This is a genomic window from Exiguobacterium sp. s149, from assembly GCF_018618395.1.
Lineage (GTDB): Bacteria > Bacillota > Bacilli > Exiguobacteriales > Exiguobacteriaceae > Exiguobacterium > Exiguobacterium chiriqhucha.
Map to the genome: position 1 here is coordinate 53,075 of NZ_JACSLZ010000012.1, position 22,574 is coordinate 75,648.

At 53.3% G+C, this 22,574-nt stretch carries 25 protein-coding genes; 19 read left to right on the top strand and 6 right to left on the bottom strand.

Annotated features, from left to right (window positions below):
- Nucleotides 1-148 precede the first annotated feature (148 nt).
- The gene (locus KNP81_RS13485) at nucleotides 149-796 is read left to right on the top strand and encodes a TVP38/TMEM64 family protein (RefSeq protein ID WP_214720327.1); all 648 of its coding nucleotides are present in this window, start codon (nucleotides 149-151) and stop codon (nucleotides 794-796) included.
- Between the two features lie 112 nt (nucleotides 797-908).
- Complete coding sequence (locus KNP81_RS13490) at nucleotides 909-2,435, top strand: methyl-accepting chemotaxis protein (protein WP_214720328.1); 1,527 nt, start codon at nucleotides 909-911, stop codon at nucleotides 2,433-2,435.
- Between the two features lie 35 nt (nucleotides 2,436-2,470).
- On the opposite strand, the gene KNP81_RS13495 is transcribed toward KNP81_RS13490, so the two are convergent.
- A complete protein-coding gene (locus KNP81_RS13495) occupies nucleotides 2,471-3,331 on the bottom strand; it encodes an SDR family oxidoreductase (RefSeq protein ID WP_214720329.1) in 861 nt (286 codons plus the stop codon).
- Between the two features lie 148 nt (nucleotides 3,332-3,479).
- Between KNP81_RS13495 and KNP81_RS13500 the strand changes: the two genes are divergently transcribed.
- The gene (locus KNP81_RS13500) at nucleotides 3,480-3,914 is read left to right on the top strand and encodes an Rrf2 family transcriptional regulator (RefSeq protein ID WP_214720330.1); all 435 of its coding nucleotides are present in this window, start codon (nucleotides 3,480-3,482) and stop codon (nucleotides 3,912-3,914) included.
- 23 nt (nucleotides 3,915-3,937) lie between these two features.
- On the opposite strand, the gene KNP81_RS13505 is transcribed toward KNP81_RS13500, so the two are convergent.
- The gene (locus tag KNP81_RS13505) at nucleotides 3,938-4,774 is read right to left on the bottom strand and encodes a Cof-type HAD-IIB family hydrolase (RefSeq protein WP_214720331.1); all 837 of its coding nucleotides are present in this window, start codon (nucleotides 4,772-4,774) and stop codon (nucleotides 3,938-3,940) included.
- A 147-nt stretch (nucleotides 4,775-4,921) separates the two neighbouring features.
- Nucleotides 4,922-5,803, bottom strand: a complete 882-nt coding sequence (locus KNP81_RS13510; RefSeq protein ID WP_353048095.1) for an AraC family transcriptional regulator — start codon at nucleotides 5,801-5,803, stop codon at nucleotides 4,922-4,924.
- A gap of 155 nt (nucleotides 5,804-5,958) precedes the next feature.
- Here KNP81_RS13510 and KNP81_RS13515 point away from each other — a divergent pair, with 155 nt between their 5' ends.
- The 6 genes from KNP81_RS13515 to KNP81_RS13540 all read left to right on the top strand — a co-directional run bounded on the left by KNP81_RS13515 (nucleotide 5,959) and on the right by KNP81_RS13540 (nucleotide 9,487).
- Nucleotides 5,959-6,204, top strand: coding sequence for a hypothetical protein (locus KNP81_RS13515; protein WP_214714411.1), 246 nt, complete (start codon nucleotides 5,959-5,961; stop codon nucleotides 6,202-6,204).
- Between the two features lie 13 nt (nucleotides 6,205-6,217).
- Nucleotides 6,218-7,198 (top strand): aldo/keto reductase, encoded by a 981-nt coding sequence (locus tag KNP81_RS13520; protein WP_214720332.1) that lies wholly within the window; start codon nucleotides 6,218-6,220, stop codon nucleotides 7,196-7,198.
- A gap of 89 nt (nucleotides 7,199-7,287) precedes the next feature.
- Nucleotides 7,288-7,911: a DedA family protein gene (locus KNP81_RS13525; protein WP_214720333.1), complete on the top strand. Its 624-nt coding sequence runs from the start codon at nucleotides 7,288-7,290 to the stop codon at nucleotides 7,909-7,911.
- A gap of 129 nt (nucleotides 7,912-8,040) precedes the next feature.
- A complete protein-coding gene (locus KNP81_RS13530; protein ID WP_214720334.1) occupies nucleotides 8,041-8,958 on the top strand; it encodes a TerC family protein in 918 nt (305 codons plus the stop codon).
- A gap of 90 nt (nucleotides 8,959-9,048) precedes the next feature.
- Complete coding sequence (locus KNP81_RS13535) at nucleotides 9,049-9,222, top strand: hypothetical protein (RefSeq protein WP_214720335.1); 174 nt, start codon at nucleotides 9,049-9,051, stop codon at nucleotides 9,220-9,222.
- Nucleotides 9,223-9,283: 61 nt separating this feature from the next.
- Nucleotides 9,284-9,487 (top strand): hypothetical protein, encoded by a 204-nt coding sequence (locus KNP81_RS13540; RefSeq protein ID WP_214720336.1) that lies wholly within the window; start codon nucleotides 9,284-9,286, stop codon nucleotides 9,485-9,487.
- Nucleotides 9,488-9,501: 14 nt separating this feature from the next.
- Here the strand turns inward: KNP81_RS13540 and KNP81_RS13545 are convergent, their stop codons facing one another.
- Nucleotides 9,502-9,993: a DUF305 domain-containing protein gene (locus KNP81_RS13545; RefSeq protein WP_214720337.1), complete on the bottom strand. Its 492-nt coding sequence runs from the start codon at nucleotides 9,991-9,993 to the stop codon at nucleotides 9,502-9,504.
- 172 nt (nucleotides 9,994-10,165) lie between these two features.
- Between KNP81_RS13545 and KNP81_RS13550 the strand changes: the two genes are divergently transcribed.
- The 3 genes from KNP81_RS13550 (at nucleotide 10,166) to KNP81_RS13560 (ending at nucleotide 13,765) form a co-directional block, all read left to right on the top strand.
- Nucleotides 10,166-11,620: a UDP-N-acetylmuramoyl-L-alanyl-D-glutamate--2,6-diaminopimelate ligase gene (locus KNP81_RS13550; protein ID WP_214720338.1), complete on the top strand. Its 1,455-nt coding sequence runs from the start codon at nucleotides 10,166-10,168 to the stop codon at nucleotides 11,618-11,620.
- 76 nt (nucleotides 11,621-11,696) lie between these two features.
- Nucleotides 11,697-12,374, top strand: coding sequence for a response regulator transcription factor (locus tag KNP81_RS13555; RefSeq protein WP_214720339.1), 678 nt, complete (start codon nucleotides 11,697-11,699; stop codon nucleotides 12,372-12,374).
- The gene (locus KNP81_RS13560) at nucleotides 12,371-13,765 is read left to right on the top strand and encodes a sensor histidine kinase (RefSeq protein ID WP_214720340.1); all 1,395 of its coding nucleotides are present in this window, start codon (nucleotides 12,371-12,373) and stop codon (nucleotides 13,763-13,765) included. The genes KNP81_RS13555 and KNP81_RS13560 overlap by 4 nt, the downstream gene beginning before the upstream one ends.
- Nucleotides 13,766-13,802: 37 nt before the next feature.
- On the opposite strand, the gene KNP81_RS13565 is transcribed toward KNP81_RS13560, so the two are convergent.
- Nucleotides 13,803-14,759 (bottom strand): F510_1955 family glycosylhydrolase, encoded by a 957-nt coding sequence (locus KNP81_RS13565; protein ID WP_214720341.1) that lies wholly within the window; start codon nucleotides 14,757-14,759, stop codon nucleotides 13,803-13,805.
- A 59-nt stretch (nucleotides 14,760-14,818) separates the two neighbouring features.
- Nucleotides 14,819-16,675 carry a copper-translocating P-type ATPase gene (locus KNP81_RS13570; RefSeq protein WP_380081699.1) on the bottom strand — a complete coding sequence of 619 codons (1,857 nt, stop codon included), beginning with the start codon at nucleotides 16,673-16,675 and terminating at the stop codon, nucleotides 14,819-14,821.
- A gap of 282 nt (nucleotides 16,676-16,957) precedes the next feature.
- Between KNP81_RS13570 and KNP81_RS13575 the strand changes: the two genes are divergently transcribed.
- The 7 genes from KNP81_RS13575 (at nucleotide 16,958) to KNP81_RS13605 (ending at nucleotide 22,444) form a co-directional block, all read left to right on the top strand.
- The gene (locus KNP81_RS13575) at nucleotides 16,958-18,457 is read left to right on the top strand and encodes a multicopper oxidase family protein (RefSeq protein ID WP_251130362.1); all 1,500 of its coding nucleotides are present in this window, start codon (nucleotides 16,958-16,960) and stop codon (nucleotides 18,455-18,457) included.
- Between the two features lie 26 nt (nucleotides 18,458-18,483).
- Nucleotides 18,484-19,065, top strand: a complete 582-nt coding sequence (locus KNP81_RS13580) for a YdhK family protein (protein ID WP_214720342.1) — start codon at nucleotides 18,484-18,486, stop codon at nucleotides 19,063-19,065.
- Nucleotides 19,066-19,503: 438 nt separating this feature from the next.
- Nucleotides 19,504-20,220 carry a peptidoglycan DD-metalloendopeptidase family protein gene (locus KNP81_RS13585; RefSeq protein ID WP_058764770.1) on the top strand — a complete coding sequence of 239 codons (717 nt, stop codon included), beginning with the start codon at nucleotides 19,504-19,506 and terminating at the stop codon, nucleotides 20,218-20,220.
- Nucleotides 20,221-20,423: 203 nt separating this feature from the next.
- Complete coding sequence (locus tag KNP81_RS13590; protein WP_251130363.1) at nucleotides 20,424-21,590, top strand: sensor histidine kinase; 1,167 nt, start codon at nucleotides 20,424-20,426, stop codon at nucleotides 21,588-21,590.
- A gap of 76 nt (nucleotides 21,591-21,666) precedes the next feature.
- Complete coding sequence (locus KNP81_RS13595) at nucleotides 21,667-21,813, top strand: hypothetical protein (protein WP_021066172.1); 147 nt, start codon at nucleotides 21,667-21,669, stop codon at nucleotides 21,811-21,813.
- A gap of 49 nt (nucleotides 21,814-21,862) precedes the next feature.
- A complete protein-coding gene (locus tag KNP81_RS13600) occupies nucleotides 21,863-22,015 on the top strand; it encodes a hypothetical protein (RefSeq protein ID WP_214720343.1) in 153 nt (50 codons plus the stop codon).
- Between the two features lie 81 nt (nucleotides 22,016-22,096).
- Nucleotides 22,097-22,444: a hypothetical protein gene (locus KNP81_RS13605; RefSeq protein ID WP_214720344.1), complete on the top strand. Its 348-nt coding sequence runs from the start codon at nucleotides 22,097-22,099 to the stop codon at nucleotides 22,442-22,444.
- Nucleotides 22,445-22,574: the final 130 nt, after the last annotated feature.

Below are 22,574 nucleotides of genomic sequence, written 5' to 3' on the forward strand. Positions count from 1 at the left end.
ACATATGCGTTGACCTAAATTTCCATTTTTAGCCATACTGTTGACCATAATCGCACATTGCCGACGTATTTGTAGGCTGGCTCCCCTTCATTTGGACACAGAATGCGATACGATAAACAAAAGAACTGATGGAAAGGAGGCGTCTGCTGTGCCTCGCTGGCTCAAACTTAGTCTCATGCTCACCTTGTTCGTGAGTATCTTCTATATCACCCATTTCCATTACGAACTCCGTCCATCTGACGTCCGCGACATCGTAATGTCATTCGGCTGGTGGGGTCCGGTCGTCTTCTTTTTCATCTATGCAATCGGCCCAATCATCTTCTTGCCGACGTCTGTCTTATCCCTTGGCGCCGGTCTCGCTTTCGGGGTATGGCCGGGTGTCCTCTATATTTTGTTCGGGGCGACGGCCGCGGCCGTGACCGGGTACGTCATGGCCCGCTTGTTCGGACGTTCCGTACTCAAGGTCGAGAGCTATCCGTGGTCGGAGAAACTGTTCATACAGATGGAGCAACGCGGTTTTATGTACGTCTTCGTCTTGCGGCTCATCCCGCTCGTCAGCTTCGATTTGCTCAGTTACGCCGGCGGTATCGCCAAAGTCAAATTCAAGTCGTTTCTCCTTGCGACCGTGCTCGGCATGATTCCAGGGACGCTCGCCTACAGCTTTCTCGGTGCGAGTCTCGCCTCGGGGAGCATCACCTTGGTCGTCATCGCCTCCCTCGTCTTCGTCACGTTGATTGCTGTCACCTATTATTTCCGCGAACCGGTCAAACGGTGGCTCGGGCTCACGAACGACTAGAGAAGCACATCCGCTTCTCTTTTTTTGCGTCAATGTGTAAATTCGATAAAGATTCGGGTCAATCGGACGATAATCAAGTAGCTATATCGACTTATGACCAGGGGGAAACTGTATGAGTTTTGAAAAACGCAATCACTTGATGCTCGTCACCACGTTCATGATCGTTTTGACGTCTGTCATCGTCCATCTGCTCCATCGCTTCACCGATTTCGCCTATACGTACACCGTGCTCCGGAACGGTGTCGTCGGCTATGCGTATCCCATCGCGACATGGGTCCTGTTCGCCGTCCCAATCATGCTGTTGATGGCCATGGTCGTCAGCCAGCGCGTGAAACCGCATCTGTTCCCATACTTGATGATGCTGACGCTCACGTTCGCGAGCATCTCGACCGTCGCCGGCGGACAGGGGCTCGTCGAGTATCACTTCTCGATTTTCGTCGTCCTGGCGATATTATCGTTCATGCGCCGTATCGATTTGATTGTCTACAGTACCCTCATCTTCGCCGTGCAGCATTTTGCCGGCTACTTCTTCGTGCCTGAAATCATCTGTGGGACGACGGACTATCCGTTCAGTCTATTGCTCGTCCATGCGGTCTACCTCATCCTACTGAGCGCCGTGCTCGTCGCGCAGATTCACTTTCAGAACCTCGAGACGGCACGGGTCAACGCACAGGAAGACGAGACGCGCCGGTTGTTACAACAAGCCGTGTGCGATACGAGTCGACTCGTCATGACACTGAAAGACCATGCGACCGAGCTCGAGACCTCTGCCAACCAGTCGCTCGAGTCCGGTGAACAGATTGCCGTCACCGTCGATCCCATCGTCGCCCATGCGACCGAGCAAGAGACGTCGATGAACCACGGGGCTGACGAGATTCAGTCGATTCGCTCCCTCACCGCCCTCATCCAAGACCGGATGGCGCAGACGGCCGCCGCCTCGTCGAGGATTGCGGCTGACGCACGGGCCGGGGACGATGACATGCGACGGATGGAGGCGAAAGTCAATGAGATCATCAACGAGTCGGAACGGCTCGAACGTGTCGTCACGACGATGTCGAACCGGTCGACCGAGATTCAAGCCATCCTGCAGCACGTCGAGACGATCAGCGGCCAGACGAACATGCTCGCCTTGAACGCCTCGATTGAAGCGGCCCGGGCCGGGGACGCCGGGCGTGGTTTCGCCGTCGTCGCTTCCGAGGTCGGCAAGCTCGCCGTCCAGTCCCGAGATTATGCGGCCGAGATGACCCGTGTCCTCGGTGGACTGATGGATGATACGACCGTCGTCCGTGATTCGGCACAGTTGTTCAAACGCGCGACCGAGAACTGTCAAACCGTCACGGCTGACGTGACGGCCGTGTTCCACCGTTTAACCGGGGACGTTTCTGAGATCGACGGTCAAATCAGTTCGATTCAAGAGACGCGCCAACGCGTGACGTCACAGATGGAGACGCTCGAGACGCGCCTCGCGACGACGAAACGAGCGGCGAGCGAACTGCAGCAACAGATTCAACACGTCGCCGCCGCGACCGAGCAACAAGTCGCCATCCAAAAAGAGTTGAGCCACATGTCGGACCGCCTCGCTTCGACCGCGAATACGTTAGAAGACGTGACCGGTCAACTTCAGGCAAGAGCCAACTAAAAAGCAGACCGCGAATGTCGATTCGCGGTCTGCTTTTATAATGTGGCAATCAATTTTTGTAGCGCTTCTTTCAGCGGCGTCACCGGACGACCGAGCACCAACTCGAAATCGTTCGACTCGACCTCGAGCGAGCCGTTGCGGATGCTGTCTTGAATGCCGACGACAATCGGAATCGCTCCTTCTGGCACCCCGGCGCCGCGCATGACGCCGGCGTACGCCTCGGTACTCACTTCTTGGAGTGGCACTTCGCGGCCGAGCACTTCACCGAGCGCCTCGACGAGTTCGGCTTGCGTATGGAGCGGACCCGACAATTCGAAGGTATCCTGCTCGAAATCGTCGGCGAGGAGCACGTTCGCAGCGGCTTCCGCATAATCGTCCTGTAGCGCCCAACCGACTTTCCCGTCACGGGCCGCCGTCACCCACGGCGCACCGGCGAGCACGCCTTGAATGCTGCCGAGTTCGTTCTCTAAGTACCAGTTGTTGCGCAAGAACGCATGCGGGATCCCCGTCCGCTCGATTGCGCCTTCGGTCTCGACATGTGGCGGTGCCATCAAGTTTTGGCTTTCTGTCGCATCGGCGAGACTCGTATAGGCGATGAACGATACGCCTGCGCGTTCGGCCGCCTCGACGGCATTCGCATGTTGACGGATGCGCGTGTCGTTGTCCCCGTCCGCCGAGATGATGAGCAGTCGTTCGACACCTTTGAACGCTGCATCGAGCGTCTCGGGCTTGTCGAAGTCCCCATGTCGCACATCGACACCTTTCGCTTTCAGTGCTTCCGCTTTTTCCGGATTGCGGACGCTGACCGCGAGTTCACTTGCGGGTACCGACTTGAGTAACACATCGACAATTTTCGAACCGAGTTTCCCGGTTGCACCTGTGACTAAGTATTTCATAAATCATTTCCTCCTTTTAACCTGTAATTAAATCAGTTACATGTAATCATCATAGTTACAGCATCTTCGTTTGTCAATTGTTTGTTCCCTGTTATACTGAAGATGTAACCAATTCACTTACATGACTTGTGCAGAAAGGTGGTAGCCTATGTCCATCAGTAGCCGTTTCGCGGTCGGCATTCATATCTTGACGTTGATCGAGGTCAATCAGGACGGCGTCACCTCGTCTGACTTTTTGGCCGGCAGTGTCAACACGAACCCGGCCCTAATCCGAAAAATCATGGCCATGTTGAAGAAGGCCGACTTGATTGAAGTGAAGCCTGGCGTCGCCGGAGCCAAACTGACGAAAGACTTGACCGAGATTTCGCTCTATGATGTCTATCGCGCCGTCAGTGTCGTCGAGGAGAACGAGCTGTTCAGTATCCATGACAACCCGAACCCGGCGTGCCCCGTCGGCCAACATATCCAAGCGACGATCGAGCCGATCTTTATCCACGCCCAATTGGCGATGGAATCGGTATTGAAGCATGTGACCCTCGCCGATGTCGTGAACGATGTCGCGACGAAAAGCCAAGCAACCTGAAGAGAGGTTGCTTGGCTTTTTTTTCAGATGAGTCGATACTTTTTGAAGCTATTCGCAAGCCCGTCTTGGTCACAGGCGTCCGTCACATCGTCGGCGACACGCTTGACCTCGGGTTTGGCATTGCCCATGGCGACACCGACCTTGACGTATTCGAGCATCTCGATGTCGTTCAACCCGTCCCCGTAGGCGAACGTCTGCGCTCGCTCGAGACCTAGATGTTCGAGCAGCGTCGCAATCGCCGTCGCTTTGTTGACGCCCGGGATGGAGAGCTCCCCGCTGTTAGCCCCGAATACAGCGACCGTGCTCGGGATGACGGTGAAGCGGGATGCGAACTCTTGTTGGATGACGTCGAGCGGCACGGATGAGCCGAGGAACGAGATTTTGTTCACATCGGGACGGACGAGGTCGACCCCTTCCATCATTGCGTCATGGAACGGCTTCAAGCCGCGCTCGATCGTCGCACTCGCCTCCGGATTGTTCGCCATCAACTCGTCAATCATCGTCGCTACCCGTGCCTTGGCGTTGCCGCCGGCGAACAGGCCGTCGTTCGACTCAAGATAGAAATCGATGCCGTGTTCCGTGAAGAAGGAGATGAGGTGGCTCAAATCATCGACGGAGACTTGTTGATGGTACAACACTTCTTTCTCGAGTTCGATGTAGCCGCCGGCTGCCCCGATGATGCCGTCAAAGCCGACGTCGAGAATGTCCGAAAACAGCTCCGCCTTCGAGCGCCCGGTCGACAAGAAGACGAGATGACCGTTCTGTCGCGCCTGCCGGACAGCCTCTTTGGCCGATTCCGGGATGTTGCCGTGGTCATCGACGAGCGTGCCGTCGACGTCTAGAAAGATGATGTGTCGCATAATATCCTCCTTTTTTTGTCCTGAACACAAGAAAAACCTAAACCAGACGCAACACGTGCGCCCAGTTTAGGTTTTGCCTGGCAATCCAGTAACAATCCTGATGTATGTCGTTTTCCCCTCAAGCATACCGCTCGCGCATTTCCTTTGTCAAAGCTGTCGTTGTTGCCGCACGTCGGCCCGTGGCGACAGCCCGAACAACCGGGCATACTCGCGGCTGAACTGTGATTGACTCTCGTAGCCGACCTGGAACGCCGCCTCGCCCACGTCTGTCGCCTGCATGAGCAACAGCCGTCTCGCCTCTTGGAGCCGTAACTGTTTTTGGAATTGGAGCGGGCTCATCGCCGTTACTTCCTTAAAATGACGGTGGAGCGTCGAGACACTCATATTGGCGACTCGGGCCAATTCCTCACTTCGAATCGTCTCGTTGAAGTTCGCGATGATGTGGTCGATGACGCGTTTAATCCGGAACGCCTGACTTCCCTCGAACGCCAACTGACGCAACATCTCTCCGTTCGACCCTTGCGCCACCCAATATAGGAGCTCGCGCTTATAAAGCGGCGCGAGTGCCACGTGATCCGGTGTGTCGACGAGACGGGCGAGTCGGAGCGCGACATCGAACAACGCCTCGTCGGCATCGGCGATATACATGCCTCGTTTCGGTTCATGCGGCTCAGTCAGCTCGACGTGCCCGACGGCATCGATCAAGTCGTCAATCGTCAACTCGAGTTTCAACGCCACGTATGGGACGTCTGCGCTCGCTTTCGTCACTTGGCCCGTCACAGGCAAGTCGACCGAGGCGACGAGGTAATGCCCGCCCTCGTAGACGAGCCGTTCGTCACCGAACAACATCTCTTTCCCCCCCTGCAGGATTAGGCAAAATGACGGTTCATTGACGCGTGTGATCGGTTCGGTCACCATCGATTCATGAATGAACGTCATCGCCGGGACGATTGTCGGATGCACCCCGTCCCCCGGTATGTGTCGTGTGATGACGTCAATCAGTTGCAGTCGTGTCTCGATGTCGTTCACCCTCCTCGGTTTTCTCCCCTTCAGTATACGGCAGATTGTTTTCTTGGACGAGCCCTGTCCAACCTGTTGAGAGGATTAGGCAAAAACACGACATGAACGCGCTAACGCTCGCCCCACATCTCGCGTCATACTGGTGGCAAAGGAGGGGAATCGACATGGAAAAGACGTATCACGTGACGGTCGAACGTGGCTTCGCGACATTGCTCACCCGTTGTGCGCATTTCGCACTTGCCCATAACGTGGTGATTCGGCTCGATTCATTCCGACTCGAACCGACGCCAGAGGCACTTGTCGAGGCGCTAGCGCTTCCGATCGACACCCATACCGAATTACGATTGACCGTCAACGACGACAGCACCGTGGATGAGTTCGAACGGTTCCTCTCCACGTATCAACTTTGAAGGAGGCATTTTCATGGAATACGTAAAACTTGGCAATACGGGACTCGATGTCTCAAGGCTCTGTCTCGGCTGTATGGGCTTTGGCGACGCGAACCGATGGATTCATGACTGGGTACTCGATGAGGCGGCGACCCGTCCGATCATCAAACAAGCACTCGACCTCGGTATCAACTTCTTTGACACGGCAAACATCTACTCGAAAGGCACGAGCGAGGAATACGTCGGACGTGCGCTTCGGGATTATGCGAACCGAGACGAAATCGTTCTCGCGACAAAAGTTCACGGTCGAATGCACGACGGTCCGAACGGCGGCGGCTTGTCACGGAAGGCGATTCTGTCGGAAATCGATCATAGTTTGAAACGGCTCGGCACCGATTACGTCGACCTGTATATCATCCACCGCTGGGACTATGACACACCGATCGAAGAGACGATGGAGGCGCTCCATGACGTCGTCAAATCCGGGAAGGCCCGCTATATCGGTGCATCGGCAATGTACGCCTGGCAGTTCCAAAAAGCGCTCCACGTGGCGGAACGAAACAACTGGACCCGGTTCGTGTCGATGCAAAACCATTTGAACTTGATTTATCGGGAAGAAGAGCGTGAAATGATGCCGCTCTGCCGGGAAGAGAAAATTGGGGTCACACCGTACAGTCCGCTCGCCTCGGGACGCCTGACACGCGACGTGTCGACCGTGACCCACCGCTCTGAGACGGACGTGATTCAACGTTCGAAGTATGACGCGACGATGGACGCCGACCGGCTCATCATCGAGCGGGTCGCCGCAATCGCTGAGACACGGGGAATTACCCGGACACAGGTCGCCCTCGCCTGGCTCTTGCAACAAGACACGGTCACCTCGGCAATCATTGGGGCGACGAAAGCGCGTCATTTAGACGAGGCGGTCGGTGCGTTGGCCGTCACGTTGACAAAAGAAGAGATGGCTTCGCTCGAAGAACCGTACATCCCGCACGCGGTCATCGGCGCGATTTGAGTCGAAATTCAACCTCAAGTCGTATAGGCGTGCTCCTTGCCGTCGGGTAAAGTAGACAGAGATGTCATATACGCAAGGAGAACCGATTCATGGAACAATGGATTCAACAAATGATTGAGCAGTTCGGTTATTGGGGCGTGCTCTTCCTAATCTTTATCGAGAACGTCTTCCCGCCTATCCCGTCCGAGCTCATTTTAATATTCGGCGGTTTCTTCACGACGACGACGGGACTGTCCCCAATCGGGATGATTCTCGCGGCGACGGTCGGTGCCGTCATCGGGGCCATCGTCTTGTATAGCGTCGGTCTATTCTTCGACGAGGAACGTCTGGAGTCATGGGTCGCGCGTTATGGCAAACGTCTTTATTTGAAAGTCGACGACGTCCGTATGGCCGATCGCTGGTTCGACCGCTTCGGACCAAAACTCGTCTTCTTTGGTCGCTTCGTTCCCGTCGTCCGCAGCCTCATCTCGATTCCGGCCGGCATGTCGAACATGCCGTTCGTCAAATTTTTGATGCTGACGACACTCGGAACGCTAATTTGGAACACGGTGCTCATCTTTGTCGGCGTGTACGTCGGGGAGAATTGGCAAGTGTGGCTTGGCCATATCGAGACGTATTCGCATGTCATGTATGGCGTCCTCGCCGTCATCCTGCTCGGACTAGGCGCTTTCATCGTCCGGGTCATTTGGTCACGTCGCTCTGAAAAGCATTAAGTTTGCACACTCCGAAATCGATTCGGAGTGTTTTTTTGCGGAATCGCAGTTTATTCTCTTGACTTTGAGTTCTTATGACCTTAAATTTATTATATAGAGTTCACATGAACTTAAAAGGAGGAATTATTGTTGACCCTACTCATCGCCTTTTTGGCACTCGTCGTCTTCATGCTCGCGCTTGACCTCGGGGTGTTCCACCGCAAGGCACACGAAGTCTCGCTCCGTGAGGCATGGACATGGACGTTCGTCTGGATCGGGATCGCCATCGCGTTCGGCGGTTGGTTGTTCTACTCGCAAGGCAGCACGGTCGCGACAGAATATGCGAGCGTCTACTTCATCGAGAAAGCACTCGCCATCGATAACGTGTTCGTCTTCTCGCTCGTATTCGCCTACTTCGCGATTCCGCTCAAGTATCAGCATAAGGTATTGTTCTGGGGCATTCTCGGGGCAATCTTCTTCCGGGCCGTCTTCATCGTCGCCGGGGTGTCGTTGTTAGAGAACTTCGGTTGGGTCTATTACGTGTTCGGTGCCTTCCTCATCTATACCGGATGGATGATGTTCAAAAACATCGGCAAGGACGAATCGCTCGAAGAGAACAAGACAATCCGTTGGCTCGAGCGCCGCTTGCCGATCACGCAAGACATCTCGTCTGGTAAGTTCACGAAACGTATCAACGGCAAATTGTTCTTCACGCCGCTGTTCATCGCGCTCATCTTCATCGAGCTGTCGGATATCGTCTTCGCCGTCGACTCGGTCGCGGCCAGCTTCGCCTACTCGCGTGATCCGTATATCATCTTCTATGCAAACATCATGGCGATTCTTGGACTCCGTAGCCTCTACTTCGTCCTCGCCAACTTGATTGACCGCTTCTACTACTTGAAGCACGGGCTCAGCTTCATGCTCGTCTTCATCGGAGCGAAGATGGTATTGGGCGACGTATACAAAATGCCGATTTGGATGTCACTTGGCGCAATCGTCCTCGTCATCTTGATCAGTGTCGTCTATAGTTTCTATAAAACGAAACCTGGTCAGAAAAATCACGTATAACAAAAGGGAGACGTGCTAGCCTCCCAGGTGTATCACTTCTCAATTGTGGGTAAACCTTTAGTCTAGCAAACACAGAAAAGGTGGTTACAAATGTTTGACCGTATGGGTGATGTGAGTATTGGACTCGTCTTCGGGATCGTGTTGATGTTGTTGTTCAACAGTCTTTGGGGACTTGGAGTCGGCGTGATGTTAGGAATCTTCTTCCTCGTCGCACCGCGCTCGACAAACCGCCGTACTAGAAAATATATACCGCAAATACGCTAAGCCGGGGCCATCGCCTCGGTTTTTCTTATGTATACTGGAGGAAAACCATCTAGGAGGTCACATGGATTATTCAACAACAGAACTGACGGAGGCAAAGCGACAAATCGATTCGATTCTCCACAAACTGCAGGAAACCGTGAAAACGCTCGAGGCGAAAGATCACCCCGAACGTTACAAGTCACAACTGACACTCGCCAAACGGCGCATTCAAGCACTGACGATTGCCGTCGAATTGATCGAGGCCCAACTGCACCCTCACACATGACAACAGCGACCGCATCACTCGGTCGCTGTTGTTTTTGCTTCCTCTTCTTTTGCCGCTTCTTCTCGCTCTAACTCTTCAATCAACCGCTTCATCTCTTCGATTTCACGTCGTTGTGTCTCGATGATGTCTTCTGACAGCTGCTTCACGCGCGGGTCCTCGATCTCGGCCCGCTCGCTCGTCAAGATGGCGATCGAGTGGTGCGGAATCATCGCCTTCATCCAACTGACGTCATCGACCGTCGTCTGGCTCCGGACGAGCCATAGCGATAGTCCGAACACGAGCGCGCTCACGCCTAAAATGACGGCGTTCAACTTCTTGTTTTTATACATGCCCCACATGAACAGCAACATGACGAACGCCATGACCGATCCCATGATGAGCGCCATGTACAGACGCGTCTGACTGAAGAAGACGTGGTCGAGTTGGAACACGTTCAAATACATGAGCCAATACATGAGGAATGTCGATATGAGAATCATCACTCCAAATTTTGCGTAAGGTTTCATCGTCTACTCCTCCTTTTCTGATGGTCTGTTTTAATAATCGATTGCCTAATCCAATTTCGTTAAAACATTGAGGATTCGCTCGAGACATAGGCCTCGCTCTCATTTCACTTCTTTTTCACAAACGACGGTTATACTGTCAAAATGGACTTTGCCAATAAAGGAGAAATTAGAAGTGTTGAAAACCTTGCAAGACCTGTTGACAAAGCTGAAACAGCTCGTGACATGGACGTATTTAGACAATCCTGCCAAAACGATGATTGAGGGCATTTCCTTCTCTTCCAAAGAAATTAAACAAAATTTTTTATTCGTCTGTATCTCAGGCTACCGTCATGATGGCCATGACTACGTGAACGAGGCAATCCATAACGGAGCGGTCGCCATCGTCGCCGAACGTCCGATTGAGGCTCGGGTACCTGTCATCTATTGTAAGGACACGAAACAAGCGTTGGCGGAACTTGCCCACGCGTTTTACGATTACCCTTCAACGAGGCTACGCCTGCATGGCGTAACTGGGACGAACGGAAAAACAACGACGACGGCACTTGCTCATCAATTGTTTGGGCACATCGGGATGTCAGCCGGTCTCATCGGCACACTCGGCATCACGTACTGCGGACAGAAGTTTGGGACACCGAACACGACGCCTGACCCGTTGACGATCAATCGCCACCTTCACGCCATGGTCGAGGATGGTGTCACTGATTGTCTGATGGAAGTCTCATCTCAGGCCATTGCGGAGTCTCGGATTGCCGAGTTACAGTTCGAGACGACTTCGTTTCTCAATCTGTCCCACGACCACTTGGACTATCATGGGACGATGGTGACGTACGCCTACACGAAAGCCAAGTTGTTTGCCCAGTTGAGGGATTCAGGGTGTGGCATCGTCAATGCCGACGATTCGCATCATGCGCTCATGCTGTCGATGGCACCATCCGTCGCCGACTCCTTTTTATTCAGTCGTCACTCGACTACCGCAAACTTGATCGGGTATCAGAAAGACGAGCAGTTCATGCTCCAGTTAGGCGACGAGGAGGCGCAATCGCCCCTCCCGTTTTATGAGGACTATAATCTCGATAACACGTTATGCGCTATCAGCATCGTCCTGCACACCGGTATTCCGTTGGCAGAGATTCTTCCTCATCTGAAGAAGTTGACGTTACCGAGCGGACGCCTCGAACGAGTGACCGGAATCAATCAATCGGTCTATATCGACTATGGGCATACCCCGGACGCCATCAAACAAGTCGTGACGTCATTGACGGCCCGCTATCCGCGTGTACTCGTGTTACTCAGTGCTGCTGGCGAACGCGACCGCATGAAGCGCAGCAACATGATGGAGGTGGTCGTTGCTTCAGGAGCAGATGTCATCTTGACCGTCCATGACCCACGTCACGAACACCCCCGACACATCCTCGACGATTTGGCGGCCGGGTCATCTGTCGAACTGGTCCAATTCGCTGAACGCGAACCAGCCATCCGGTTCTTCTGTGACCAGATGGCGGACTATGACTGTGGGGTCATATTCGGAAAGGGGCATGACCGCGTCGAGCGCATCGGAGACGAAGCCGTACCATTCGACGAACCCGAACTCGTCCGACGGTTTCTTCAATTGCCCAAACTGCCCTGAGGGACAAGGAGAACGTTCCCCTTCTCTCGAAACCGTTATGTAGACGAGACGGCTCAGAATCATAGGAGGACCACATATGAAAGTTTTGATTGTCGATGACGAAATGAAAATGAGACGGTTGCTCCGCCTATTCCTCGAAGGCGACGGCTACACCTGTATCGAGGCCGCTGACGGACGAGAAGCGATGGAACGGATTTCCGAACGTCCGGACTTAGTGATGCTCGACATCATGATGCCCGGCGTCGATGGGATCACGTTGTGCCGCCAAATCAAGGCGCTCGATGCCGAACTGCCCGTCGTGTTGTTGACGGCCCGCTCGGACAGTGAGACAACGATCCGCGGGTTGGACGCGGGTGCCGACGATTATGTCACGAAGCCGTTCGAAGGAAATGTGCTCCTGGCCCGGATTCGTGCGGTGTTGCGACGGAGCCGTGTCACCAATGTGAACTACGGACAGCTGCGCTATGAGGAAGCGAGCGGACGAATCCTCTATCAAGAACAAGAAGTCGTCATGACGCCGAAAGCGACAGCCATCTTGAAACTGTTCTTGCAACATCCGAACCGGCTATACAACCGGATGGATTTATACGACTTGGTGTGGCCCTACTCGTCCGAGTCGGACCCGCGCACGGTCGATGCCCATATCCGCATGATTCGCGACAAACTCGGCGAGGCCGGCTTCCCGATTGACGATTATTTGAAAACGGTGTGGGGTCGCGGCTATCGCTGGACCGAAGAGCGGTCGGACTCATGACATTCCGACGTAATAGCCTCCCATTCCGAATCAGCCTGATCTTTTTATTGACGACGTTATTGATTGAAGGCGTCTTGTTCTTATTGCTCTACCATACGCTCCTCGGTGAACGTGTTGTCGAAGAAATCGACCGGCTCGAATCGAGAGCGGAAAGCCATGCGAGCGTACTAGCGATGAGTTTTGATGAGGAGACGATTGACCACGTCGCGACGATGGAGAGCGAGACCGATACGAAAGTTGCCATCACCGCTCCCGACCACTCGATTCTACAGACATCCAACCGCTTCCCCGACCCGCTCTCGGTGCTCATCCAAACGGAAGCGAACCGAGGCGATGACAATATGACGACCATCCTCGAAGACGATTGGGAGAACGAACCGTATCTCGCGGTACGGACCCCGATTGATGCGATGGAAAATGACAACCGCTACGGGTATGTGTATATGTTTCTACCGACCGAGATTATCCATGGCATCAGCCATCGGCTCCAACTCCGGTTTCTTTATATCACCGGCATCGCCCTCGTCATCACCATCATGACGTTCGTCTTGCTGAGCCGGTTGATTTCAAATCCGATTCAGCTGTTGCGCCGAGCGACCGAGGATGTGTTGACGAATCCCGAAACGTTGACCCTTCCGACGTCCCGAGAGGATGAAATCGGCGAATTGGCCCGCTCAATTGAAGCGATGTCGCTTGAACTGGCTCGTCTCCGGAAAGAACGGAATCAGTTCTTGTCGGACCTCGCCCACGAGATTAAAACGCCGCTCACGTATCTGCAAGGATATGCCGAAATCGCATCCAAACCACAGACGCCAGAGTCGTTAAAAGAACAGTCGATTCAGACGATTCTCGAGGAGAGCCAAGCGTTGACCGAGCTCGTCGAGAACGCGTTCCAGCTCGCCCAGTTGGACGAGAACACGTTCACGTTGCATCGCGAACCCGTGGCCGTCGATGCGCTCTGCGACGATTTGCAACGCGTGCTAGCCACAATGTTCCGAGTGACTTCGATCGCGTTTGCTAGCAGCACCGACTGCTCCTCCAAAGACGTCGTCTTACAGTTAGATCGACATCGCATCTTACAAGTGTTCCGCTCCATCGCCCACAACGCGATTCAACATAGCGAGGCACGCCATATCCAATTCGATATGCAACTTACGGATGAAGCACTCCGCTTCACGATTCAAGACGACGGGAAAGGTATCCCTCAAGACGATCTGCCTTACATCTTCGATCGCCTGTACCGGGTCGAAAAATCACGTTCCCGTCGTACGGGTGGCAGTGGACTCGGGCTTGCCATCGCCCATCAAATCATCCGGTTGCATGATGGTACGTTGACCGTCGCCTCTGATTCATCTGGGACGATGTTCACCATCACGCTTCCGCCCCACTAAAAAAATCCGGCACCTGAGCTCAGGCGCCGGATTTTTTTCATTTCACTTTCCCTGCTTGCAACAGTTGCGTCCATTCCTCGTCTTCAAAGACGTACACACTGTTATCCGATGTCGCTAGCAACAATCGCCCGTTTTGGCTGACCAGTTCGATCGGGACGCTGTCCGCGTTCAGCGAGGGCAGCTCAACGGTCGTCTCCGTCTCGTCGGTCAAATCCGAGACCACCAGATCGAACGAGGCACCGTCTTTCGTGATTGACGCCAATTTCCCTTTCGTCGATGCCATCGTGACGATATTCTTCTGTTCCAGGAACGGCTCGAACGTGTCTCCCCCGTCGTCTGAGACGAGGATGCCGTCCGGACCATAGACGAAGACGCGTTTCGGTTCGCTTGCATCGGCCGTGATGCCGGCGATGCCTCGACCTTCGATGCCATCCATCTCCATCGGCTCAAACGACGTACCGCCGTCGAGCGATCGATAAAAACCTGGTTCGAGTTCACTGGTCGCCGTTTCTAAATACACGTAGAGGCTCTCGGATTCGAAACCCGCACTCATATAGTGAAAATCGGCCTCGCCCTCTAGCGAACGAATCTCGAGCGTCTCCCCTTTATCGGTCCCGCGGACGACACCAAGCGGATTTTTATACGGTGAATCCTGTGCCGGGTGACCGCTCGCATAGAATCCGTCTTTGACGAGCTCGAAGCCCATATAGTCGTGACGGTTCGAGGACAATTCGTACCAGCCGTCTTCTCTGAATTCCATCAGTCCCGTATGCGTCGCGATGACCGGACGCCCGTCTGGCCAAAAGCCGGCACCGTGGATATGCGAGACCACGATGCCTGTTTTTGTCGCTGTCCAGCGGTCCGGCACCTGTTCCGTCGACGTCTCTTTTTCTTCCGTGACCGGTTCCTTCGACTCGCTCGCTGGTGTCGCACCCCCACACGAGGCAAGAAATACAGTCGTCAAAAACATCGGTACGAGTAGCTTTCGTTTCATAATAGTTCCCTCCATCTTTAGCATCCTCCTCATTATAGAGACCAAAGATGAAAGAATTGTTAAAGCTTGAGCGTCCGGGCATTGAGCGCGACGATGACGGTACTGAGACTCATGAGCACGGCACCGACGGCCGGTGACAAGATGATGCCGATTGGGGCCAACACACCGGCCGCGAGCGGGATGGCGACGATGTTATAGCCGGCGGCCCACCACAGATTCTGAATCATCTTGTTGTATGTGTTGCGAGACAAGTCGAGAATCGACAGCACGTCTTTCGGGTTGCTCCGGACGAGAACGATATCGGCCGTTTCGACGGCGACGTCGGTGCCGCTCCCGATGGCAATGCCGACGTCCGCTTGGGCCAAAGCCGGTGCATCATTAATGCCGTCCCCGACCATCGCCACTTTGCTGCCGTCGGCTTGGACGGTTTGCACTTGCCGTGATTTATCATCCGGCAACACTTCGGCGTACACTTCCTCGATATGAAGTTGCGACGCCACCCAGTCGGCCACTTTTCGGTTGTCACCAGTGAGCATGATCGAACGGACGCCCCGGTCTTTCAACGCTCGGACCGTCTCTTTCGCTTCATCGCGAACCATGTCCGCCAAGGCGATCATACCGACCAAGTCCCCGTCTCGAACCGTGAAGACGACGGTCTTCCCGGCGGCCGATAATCGGTCGAACGCCATTTCGTCAATTGAGAGCTCATGCTCCCGAATATAGCGGGGGCTGACGACTTGAACGTGACCTCCCTCTACCTGTCCTTCTAATCCAACCCCCGTGATCGAAGCGAAATCGACGACTTCAGGCAACGTCAACTTGCGTGCTTCCGCTTCCCGAAGAATACCTCGTGCGAGCGGATGCTGCGAGGCCGTCTCGACCGCGGCGGCCAGACGTAACACTTCCTCTTCTGTATGAGCAGATGCGGCTTCAATGTCCGTCACCCCGAAATCGCCTTTCGTCAACGTTCCCGTCTTATCGAAAATGACCGCATCGAGATGACGCGCCTCTTCGAATTGAGTCCGATTCCGAATCAACAGTCCGCGTTTCGCCGACAGGGCTGTCGAGACCGCCACGACGAGCGGAGACGCGAGACCGAGCGCGTGCGGACATGAGATGACCATGACGGTGACCATTCGTTCGACAGCCATACTGACCGGATATCCGAGGGCGACCCAAATGGCGAACGTCAGCACTCCCGATCCGACGGCGACATAAAACAAGAGCTTGGCGGCCCGATTGGCTAGGTTTTGCGTTTTCGATTTGGATTCCTGCGCTTCTTTGACCAAGTCGATGACTTTCGCCAAGTATGTGCTCTCTCCCGTGCTTGTCGTCGAAATCGTCATGCTACCTTCTTGGTTGATTGATCCTGCGATGACGACATCCCCGGTCTCTTTTTCGACAGGCATCGATTCACCGGTCAACATCGACTCATCGACCGTCGTCCGCCCTTTCAGCAGTTCCCCGTCAACAGGAATCTGCTCGCCCGGTTTGACGAGAATCAAATCCCCAGCAGCGAGCGCCGAGACGGGAACGTCCTCGATGTCACTCCCGTTGATGCGGTGTGCCACGCTCGGTAATAGACGAACGAGCTGTTGCAACGCGTTCGAAGCACCCATGATCGAGCGCATCTCAATCCAGTGCCCGAGCAACATGATGACGATTAACGTCGCCAACTCCCAAAAGAAGTCATGCCCATGCCCGTATCCGAACACGATGGCAACACTATAGAAGTACGCGACGCTGATGGCAAGTCCAATCAGCATCATCATCCCCGGATTTCGTTGACGCAATTCATCGATGCTCCCTTTCAAAAACGGCCACCCTCCGTAGACGTACACAATCGTCGCCAACACGAACAGCGTCTCCTTTTCATAAGGAAACGTGAGTTCGAAACCGGCCCACTCTTGAATCATATCTGACAATATGAGAATCGGGATCGTCAGCCCTAACGAGACGAAAAATCGACGCTTATACTCTTCAATCATCCCTTCATGTCCGCCGGTATGCGAGTCATGCGCTTCCCCGTGTTCATGATGAGATGACGCGTGGTGTGAATGTTCCACGTTGACCACCTCCTATGTATACCATATACCCCTATATAGTATATAAAAACTTATTTTCCGTTTAACAAATATTTCATAACTTGTTGGTATAACTAAATAGGCTCTCGCTTTTAACCGAAAGGATGATGCCTTATGAACCGCGTAACGAAATGGGTCATTGGGATGGGTATAGTCAGTATCGTGATTGGATTGTTCTTGCTTTTGTTCACGTTTGCTCCTGGAAACTGGATGATGGGCAACGGTTCATTCATGGGAGATCGAAACGATGGTGGCATGATGCATGGCAACGGCGGGATGGGACGTGGGGGTACCGTCGAGCTCGTCGCGTCGAACGAACCGAATCAACGACTCCCCATCCCGGAACGGCTACGACCTGACCGTGTCACGGACGAGGCGCTCTATTATACGGTTCGTACCGAACGTGGCGAGCACCGATTTTTCAATCAAGGTGTCAGTACCGAGACGCTCGGCTATAACGGGAATTTGCTCGGACCGATGATTGAATTACCAGCTGGAAAGACCGTCTATATCAATACAATCAATCAGCTCGATGAACCGACCTCGTTCCATTGGCACGGTCTCGTCATCCCGGGAGCCGAAGACGGCGGACCCCATCAATCGATTGCCCCGGGTGAACAAAGACAAGTTCGTCTCGATATCGACCAAGAACCGGGCACACTCTGGTTTCACCCGCATCCGATGGGCGCGACGGCCGAACAAGTATACCTTGGTTTGGCCGGACTCTTGTACGTGACGAACCAAGCGGAGACCGGGTTGCCGAATGAATACGGTGTTGATGACATCCCGCTCATCGTTCAAGACCGTCTCTTCACAGCCGACGGACAACTCGATTACGACCGCCAGATGAACGTCGATGGGACGGTCGGTGATACGTTGATTGCGAACGGAGCAATCAATACAACGTTCGACGTGACGACGAACACGTTACGCGTCCGTCTCGTCAACGGCTCTAACGCCCGGAATCTCGACTTCTCCCTATCGAACGGGGAGGCGTTCACTCAAATCGCGACTGACGGCGGGTTGCTCGACCAACCGGTTTCGCTTGAGACGTTGACGCTCACACCTAGTGAACGGGCCGAGATTTTAATCGACTTTTCCGACTTGTCGCTCGAGGACGACCTCGCTCTTCAAGCGGACGGAATCCCGTTCACGACGTTCACGGTGCGTGACCACATCGAGCAAGATGGCGACTGGACGGATGCTTTCACGGAAGCCCCTGTCGCTAACGAGGCGAGCGCGGCCGATCGCCGGCTCACGTTGTTCGGGATGGGCAATATGGTGACGATTGACGGCAAACAGTTCGACCCTGACCGGATTGACATTAACGTCCGGCAAGGCTCGACCGAGGTGTGGGAAATTTATAACAGAGAAGACATGATGGGCGGGATGACCCACCCGTTCCACGTCCATGGCGTCCAATTCCGGATACTTGAACGGGACGGCAAGCCTCCGCCTGACAACGAACGTGGCTGGAAAGATACGGTCGCCGTCGCACCGGGCGAGAAAGTGAACATTGAAATGACGTTTCAAGAGACAGGGACGTTTATGTATCACTGCCACATCCTGGAGCATGAAGAAAACGGGATGATGGGACAATTGAAAGTAGACTAATCACACTTTACTTGGAGGGAATATGAATGAAATGGAATAAGAAACTCGGAATGATGACGATGGCACTCTCACTGAGCGGTTTACTCGTTGCTTGTGGTGAAGACGACACGACGAATAATGATACGAACATGAATGATCAAATGGAAGAGACGATGGACGGGAACGACCATTCAGGAATGGACATGTCCGGGTCTGGTGACGTCCCCGAAGGCTTGAAGTCAGCAGAGAACCCGACGTTCGCGGTCGGCGACACGGCCGTCATCACAGAGGCCCATATGCCTGGCATGGAAGGCGCGGAAGCGACCATCGTCGGCGCCTACGATACGGTCGCCTACAGTATCTCGTACGACCCGATGCACGGAGGCGAGCGCGTCAAAGACCATAAATGGATCATTCATGAAGAGATTGAAGGTGCACAGGACGACCCGTACGAGGTCGGCGATGAGGTTGAAGTCAATGCCGAGCATATGAGCGGTATGGGCGGCACGACTGCTACCATCGATTCTGTCGAAGAGACGACGGTCTATATGGTCGACTTCACGTTAGAATCCGGCGAAGAAGTGACCAACCATAAATGGGTCACCGAGGAAGAACTGTCGGCACTTTAATCAAAACGTTTGTCGGAACGTGGTCACACCTTCTCAGTAAGAGCAGGCAAGTGAAACCGGGGCACATGCCTCGGTTTTTCTTATGTATGGGACGAAGCATTTCAAGGAAGCAACTGACAAAAGGGATTGATTCTCATCGGCCCTTTTTTATTTAGGCTAAACTAATTAAAATTACCCTGTTTTTCAAAAGCTAAACTACGAGAAATCGGAGTTTTTTTGAATTTTAGGCATATATTCTTTTACCAACAAAACGTTGCATGTCTCATTTTCGTTGATATGACTGGACTTTCTCTAATACACAATCGTTTTCATAACGATTATACTTTTTTGAAATATAAATGACATATTAGAATCTATTTTTTGATGGTAAAATTTTTTTATAAGGTAATTATCATTGTTCTGTCGCATTGTTCCATAATTGAAAGGATTTACCATACTATGAAAAAACAACTGATGACGATCACATTAGGCGCCCTTCTTGTTTCCGGCTTGACACTTCCCGCTTCGACACCGGTAGAGGCAGCTACATCGTATAAAGTCAAAGTCACGACGAATGTTTTGAACGTGCGGAGCGGCCCATCGACGTCTTATCAAAAAGTCGGCAGTGCCAAACTCGGCCAAACGTTCACCTATCTCGGCGCGACCGGTTCATGGACAAAAATCAATTATAACGGCAGTACAAAATACGTCTCGAGTACATATGTTAAAAAATATAGCAGCACGTCACTCCAAACAGCGACAGCGGGCAAGTTCTTGATTCCTGCGAAAGGCACGTTGACGCAAGGGTATGGCCCGGCGAGCGGCAAATACGGCTACACGTTCCATAACGGCATCGACTTGGCGGCCGCGAAAGGCACGACAGTCCAAGCTGGAGCATACGGTGAAGTCATCGTCGCCCGTAACTATGGAGCGTACGGTAACCACGTCATGATTTCGCACACGATCAACGGTCAAGCGTACACGAGCGTCTACGCCCATATGGATCGTTTGAACGTCGTCAAAGGACAAAAAGTCGCCAAAGGCGCGAAAATTGGAACGGTCGGCAACACCGGCAACTCGTTCGGAAGCCACCTTCATTTCGAAATCCATAAAAATAAATACGTCTACAGCAGCTCGACGGCTGCCAATAGTGTCAACCCGTATACGTTGTTCTAATCCTACCACCTTCCTCTAACATACGAGGAAGGTGTTTTTTCCTAGAATCGTGCGCATTCCGTCCGACTATCCCGGTTGTGACCCATTTCTAGCTAGGTCTATGGGGGGTATAGGGAATCATCGGCGAATATCGTATAATAAAGGAGTATGTCGATATTACTTTACGTATATATATAGCTTTATATCGAAGGGAGGTTCGCGCGATGACTCGAAAGTCATTCTATCCGGCTCGCCGGTACCATGGGCGCTCGACGGCTAAACGAATGAACCAGATTCACGCACCCCAGTCGTTACCGATTCATTCACTTGTCGAAGAAGTTCAAGATGCGGTCTGTTATATCGACTTCACACGGAACCATCTGTATTCGAACGAACAGCTTCGCGCCATCTGTCCTTCGATGGTCAACCAGCGTTTCTCGCGCCCAGAAGACATGACCCGGTTCTTCCACGAAGCGTTCGAGCGGAACGGCGCAGATATGAACGATGTAACGCTGATTTGGGAAGAACTCATGACGAACCGGTTCGGCTGTTGCCCGAGCATGGATGCGAAGTCGCTCCGCATCGGCGAGCGCACGATGCAAGTCATTGTGAACTTCACACATACGCCGCGCGGCGCATTCCTCATGTGGCGAGACATCACCGACTCGATCCGCTTCGAGGAGCAGAAAGACGCCTTCTTGGCCGAACTGTCCCACGAGTTCCGTTCCCCGCTCACGGCCATCAACGGTTACGCGGAGTTGCTCATGTACCAACATGGCGATGACGAGAAGACGCATGGGATGTTGACGCTCGTCAAACGGGAGGCCGAGCGGCTCGAGCGGCTCGTCGATAATTTCCTCGACTACCAGCGTGTGAACTATTCCGTGGAGTTATTGTCGTTGTCGACGTTCGACTTGCGACCATTGCTCGAGGACATCGTCGTGCACTATCAAGCGACGGCCCCCCAGCATGACGTCATCTTGTCCGCGGATGACATGACCCTCGAGGCCGATCAGGAGAAGCTGTTGCAACTGCTCCATAACTTGATCGGCAACGCGATCAAGTATTCGCCGAACGGCGGCACGGTCTACGTCGAGCTGACGAACGAAGACGACACGTATGTCCTGTCGGTCCGTGACACCGGAATCGGCATCCCGAGTGACGCCATCCCGTATGTGTTCGATGAGTATTACCGGGTCGACTCGGATGCACACCGCCCGATCAAAGGGACCGGTCTCGGCCTTCGCATCTGTAAACGGATCGCCGAAGCGCACGGCTGGGGCATCCATGCCGACTCCGTGTACGGGGAAGGCACGATGTTCTCCATCTACTTATATCCCAATAGCTCAACGCATGCGACATCACTCACCGAACGAGAGACGTCCGACTGACAGGACCGTCTTTTTTGAATGAATCACCTTTAAAGCGGGAACAGACGAGAAGAGAGACGTAGAAAGGATGATTCGCATGAAACGTCAACGTGGCTTTTTGGCACTCCCGGTCGCCGTCGCCTTTATTCTCATTTTCGGGCTGTTGTTCGACAACTGGTGGCTCGGACTCGGGATTGGCATCGCGATGTTCTTCGCGTTCCAAGGGACGAAGAAGAAGGCTTGAAACTTTTTGAGGCGGCGCCCGTAGTAACTGGACAAAGGAGGCATGCTCCATGTCCAATAAACAAACGACCGGCAGCTACGCCTTTCCGATCGCCCTCGGCGTCGGTGTCTCGACTGCCATCGCGCTCGATCACTACTTGATTGGACTCGCAATTGGCGTCGGGTTGTATTTTGCTTTTAGTGCTTCGCCGAAGAAGACATGACAAAGACCGCTTCATTGAGCGGTCTTTGTCATATTTACTCGGTAGCAGTTGATTAATCTCATTTAAGGAAGGCTGATGTAGATGGCATCTAACAAACCTACACCCAAGTCTCAACTCGCTTTTGCGTTACTCCTGTTAGGAGGTATCTTTTTCCTTCTTCATGAGGTAGATCAGCGAGAAACTTTTTTGAACGAAACGTTAACTGAGCATTTTTCAATCGATCAGAGCGCCTATGATGTCGAGTTCAGCATGAATCAATTTGGGTACTTATATCGCTTGAATTTCGAGGACGAAAACAGAGTCGAGTATGAATTTTTCGTCAAAACCAATCAAGAGAAAGAGTACGTCGTCACCTATTATGGACATAATTCAAAAGGCGATTCACCTTTGAAAGAAGATGAATTTACCACGTTGAACAAAGAATACTAAATTTAGAGAATTGCCATGAGAAGAGGCCAGCTGATGCGAACACTGAACTGAGCCCCGTAAAATGGACAGTTTAATAAAAAGCCCACGTTTTCTATGCGGCGATCAGATGGCCCCGATATTGTTCCGGGGT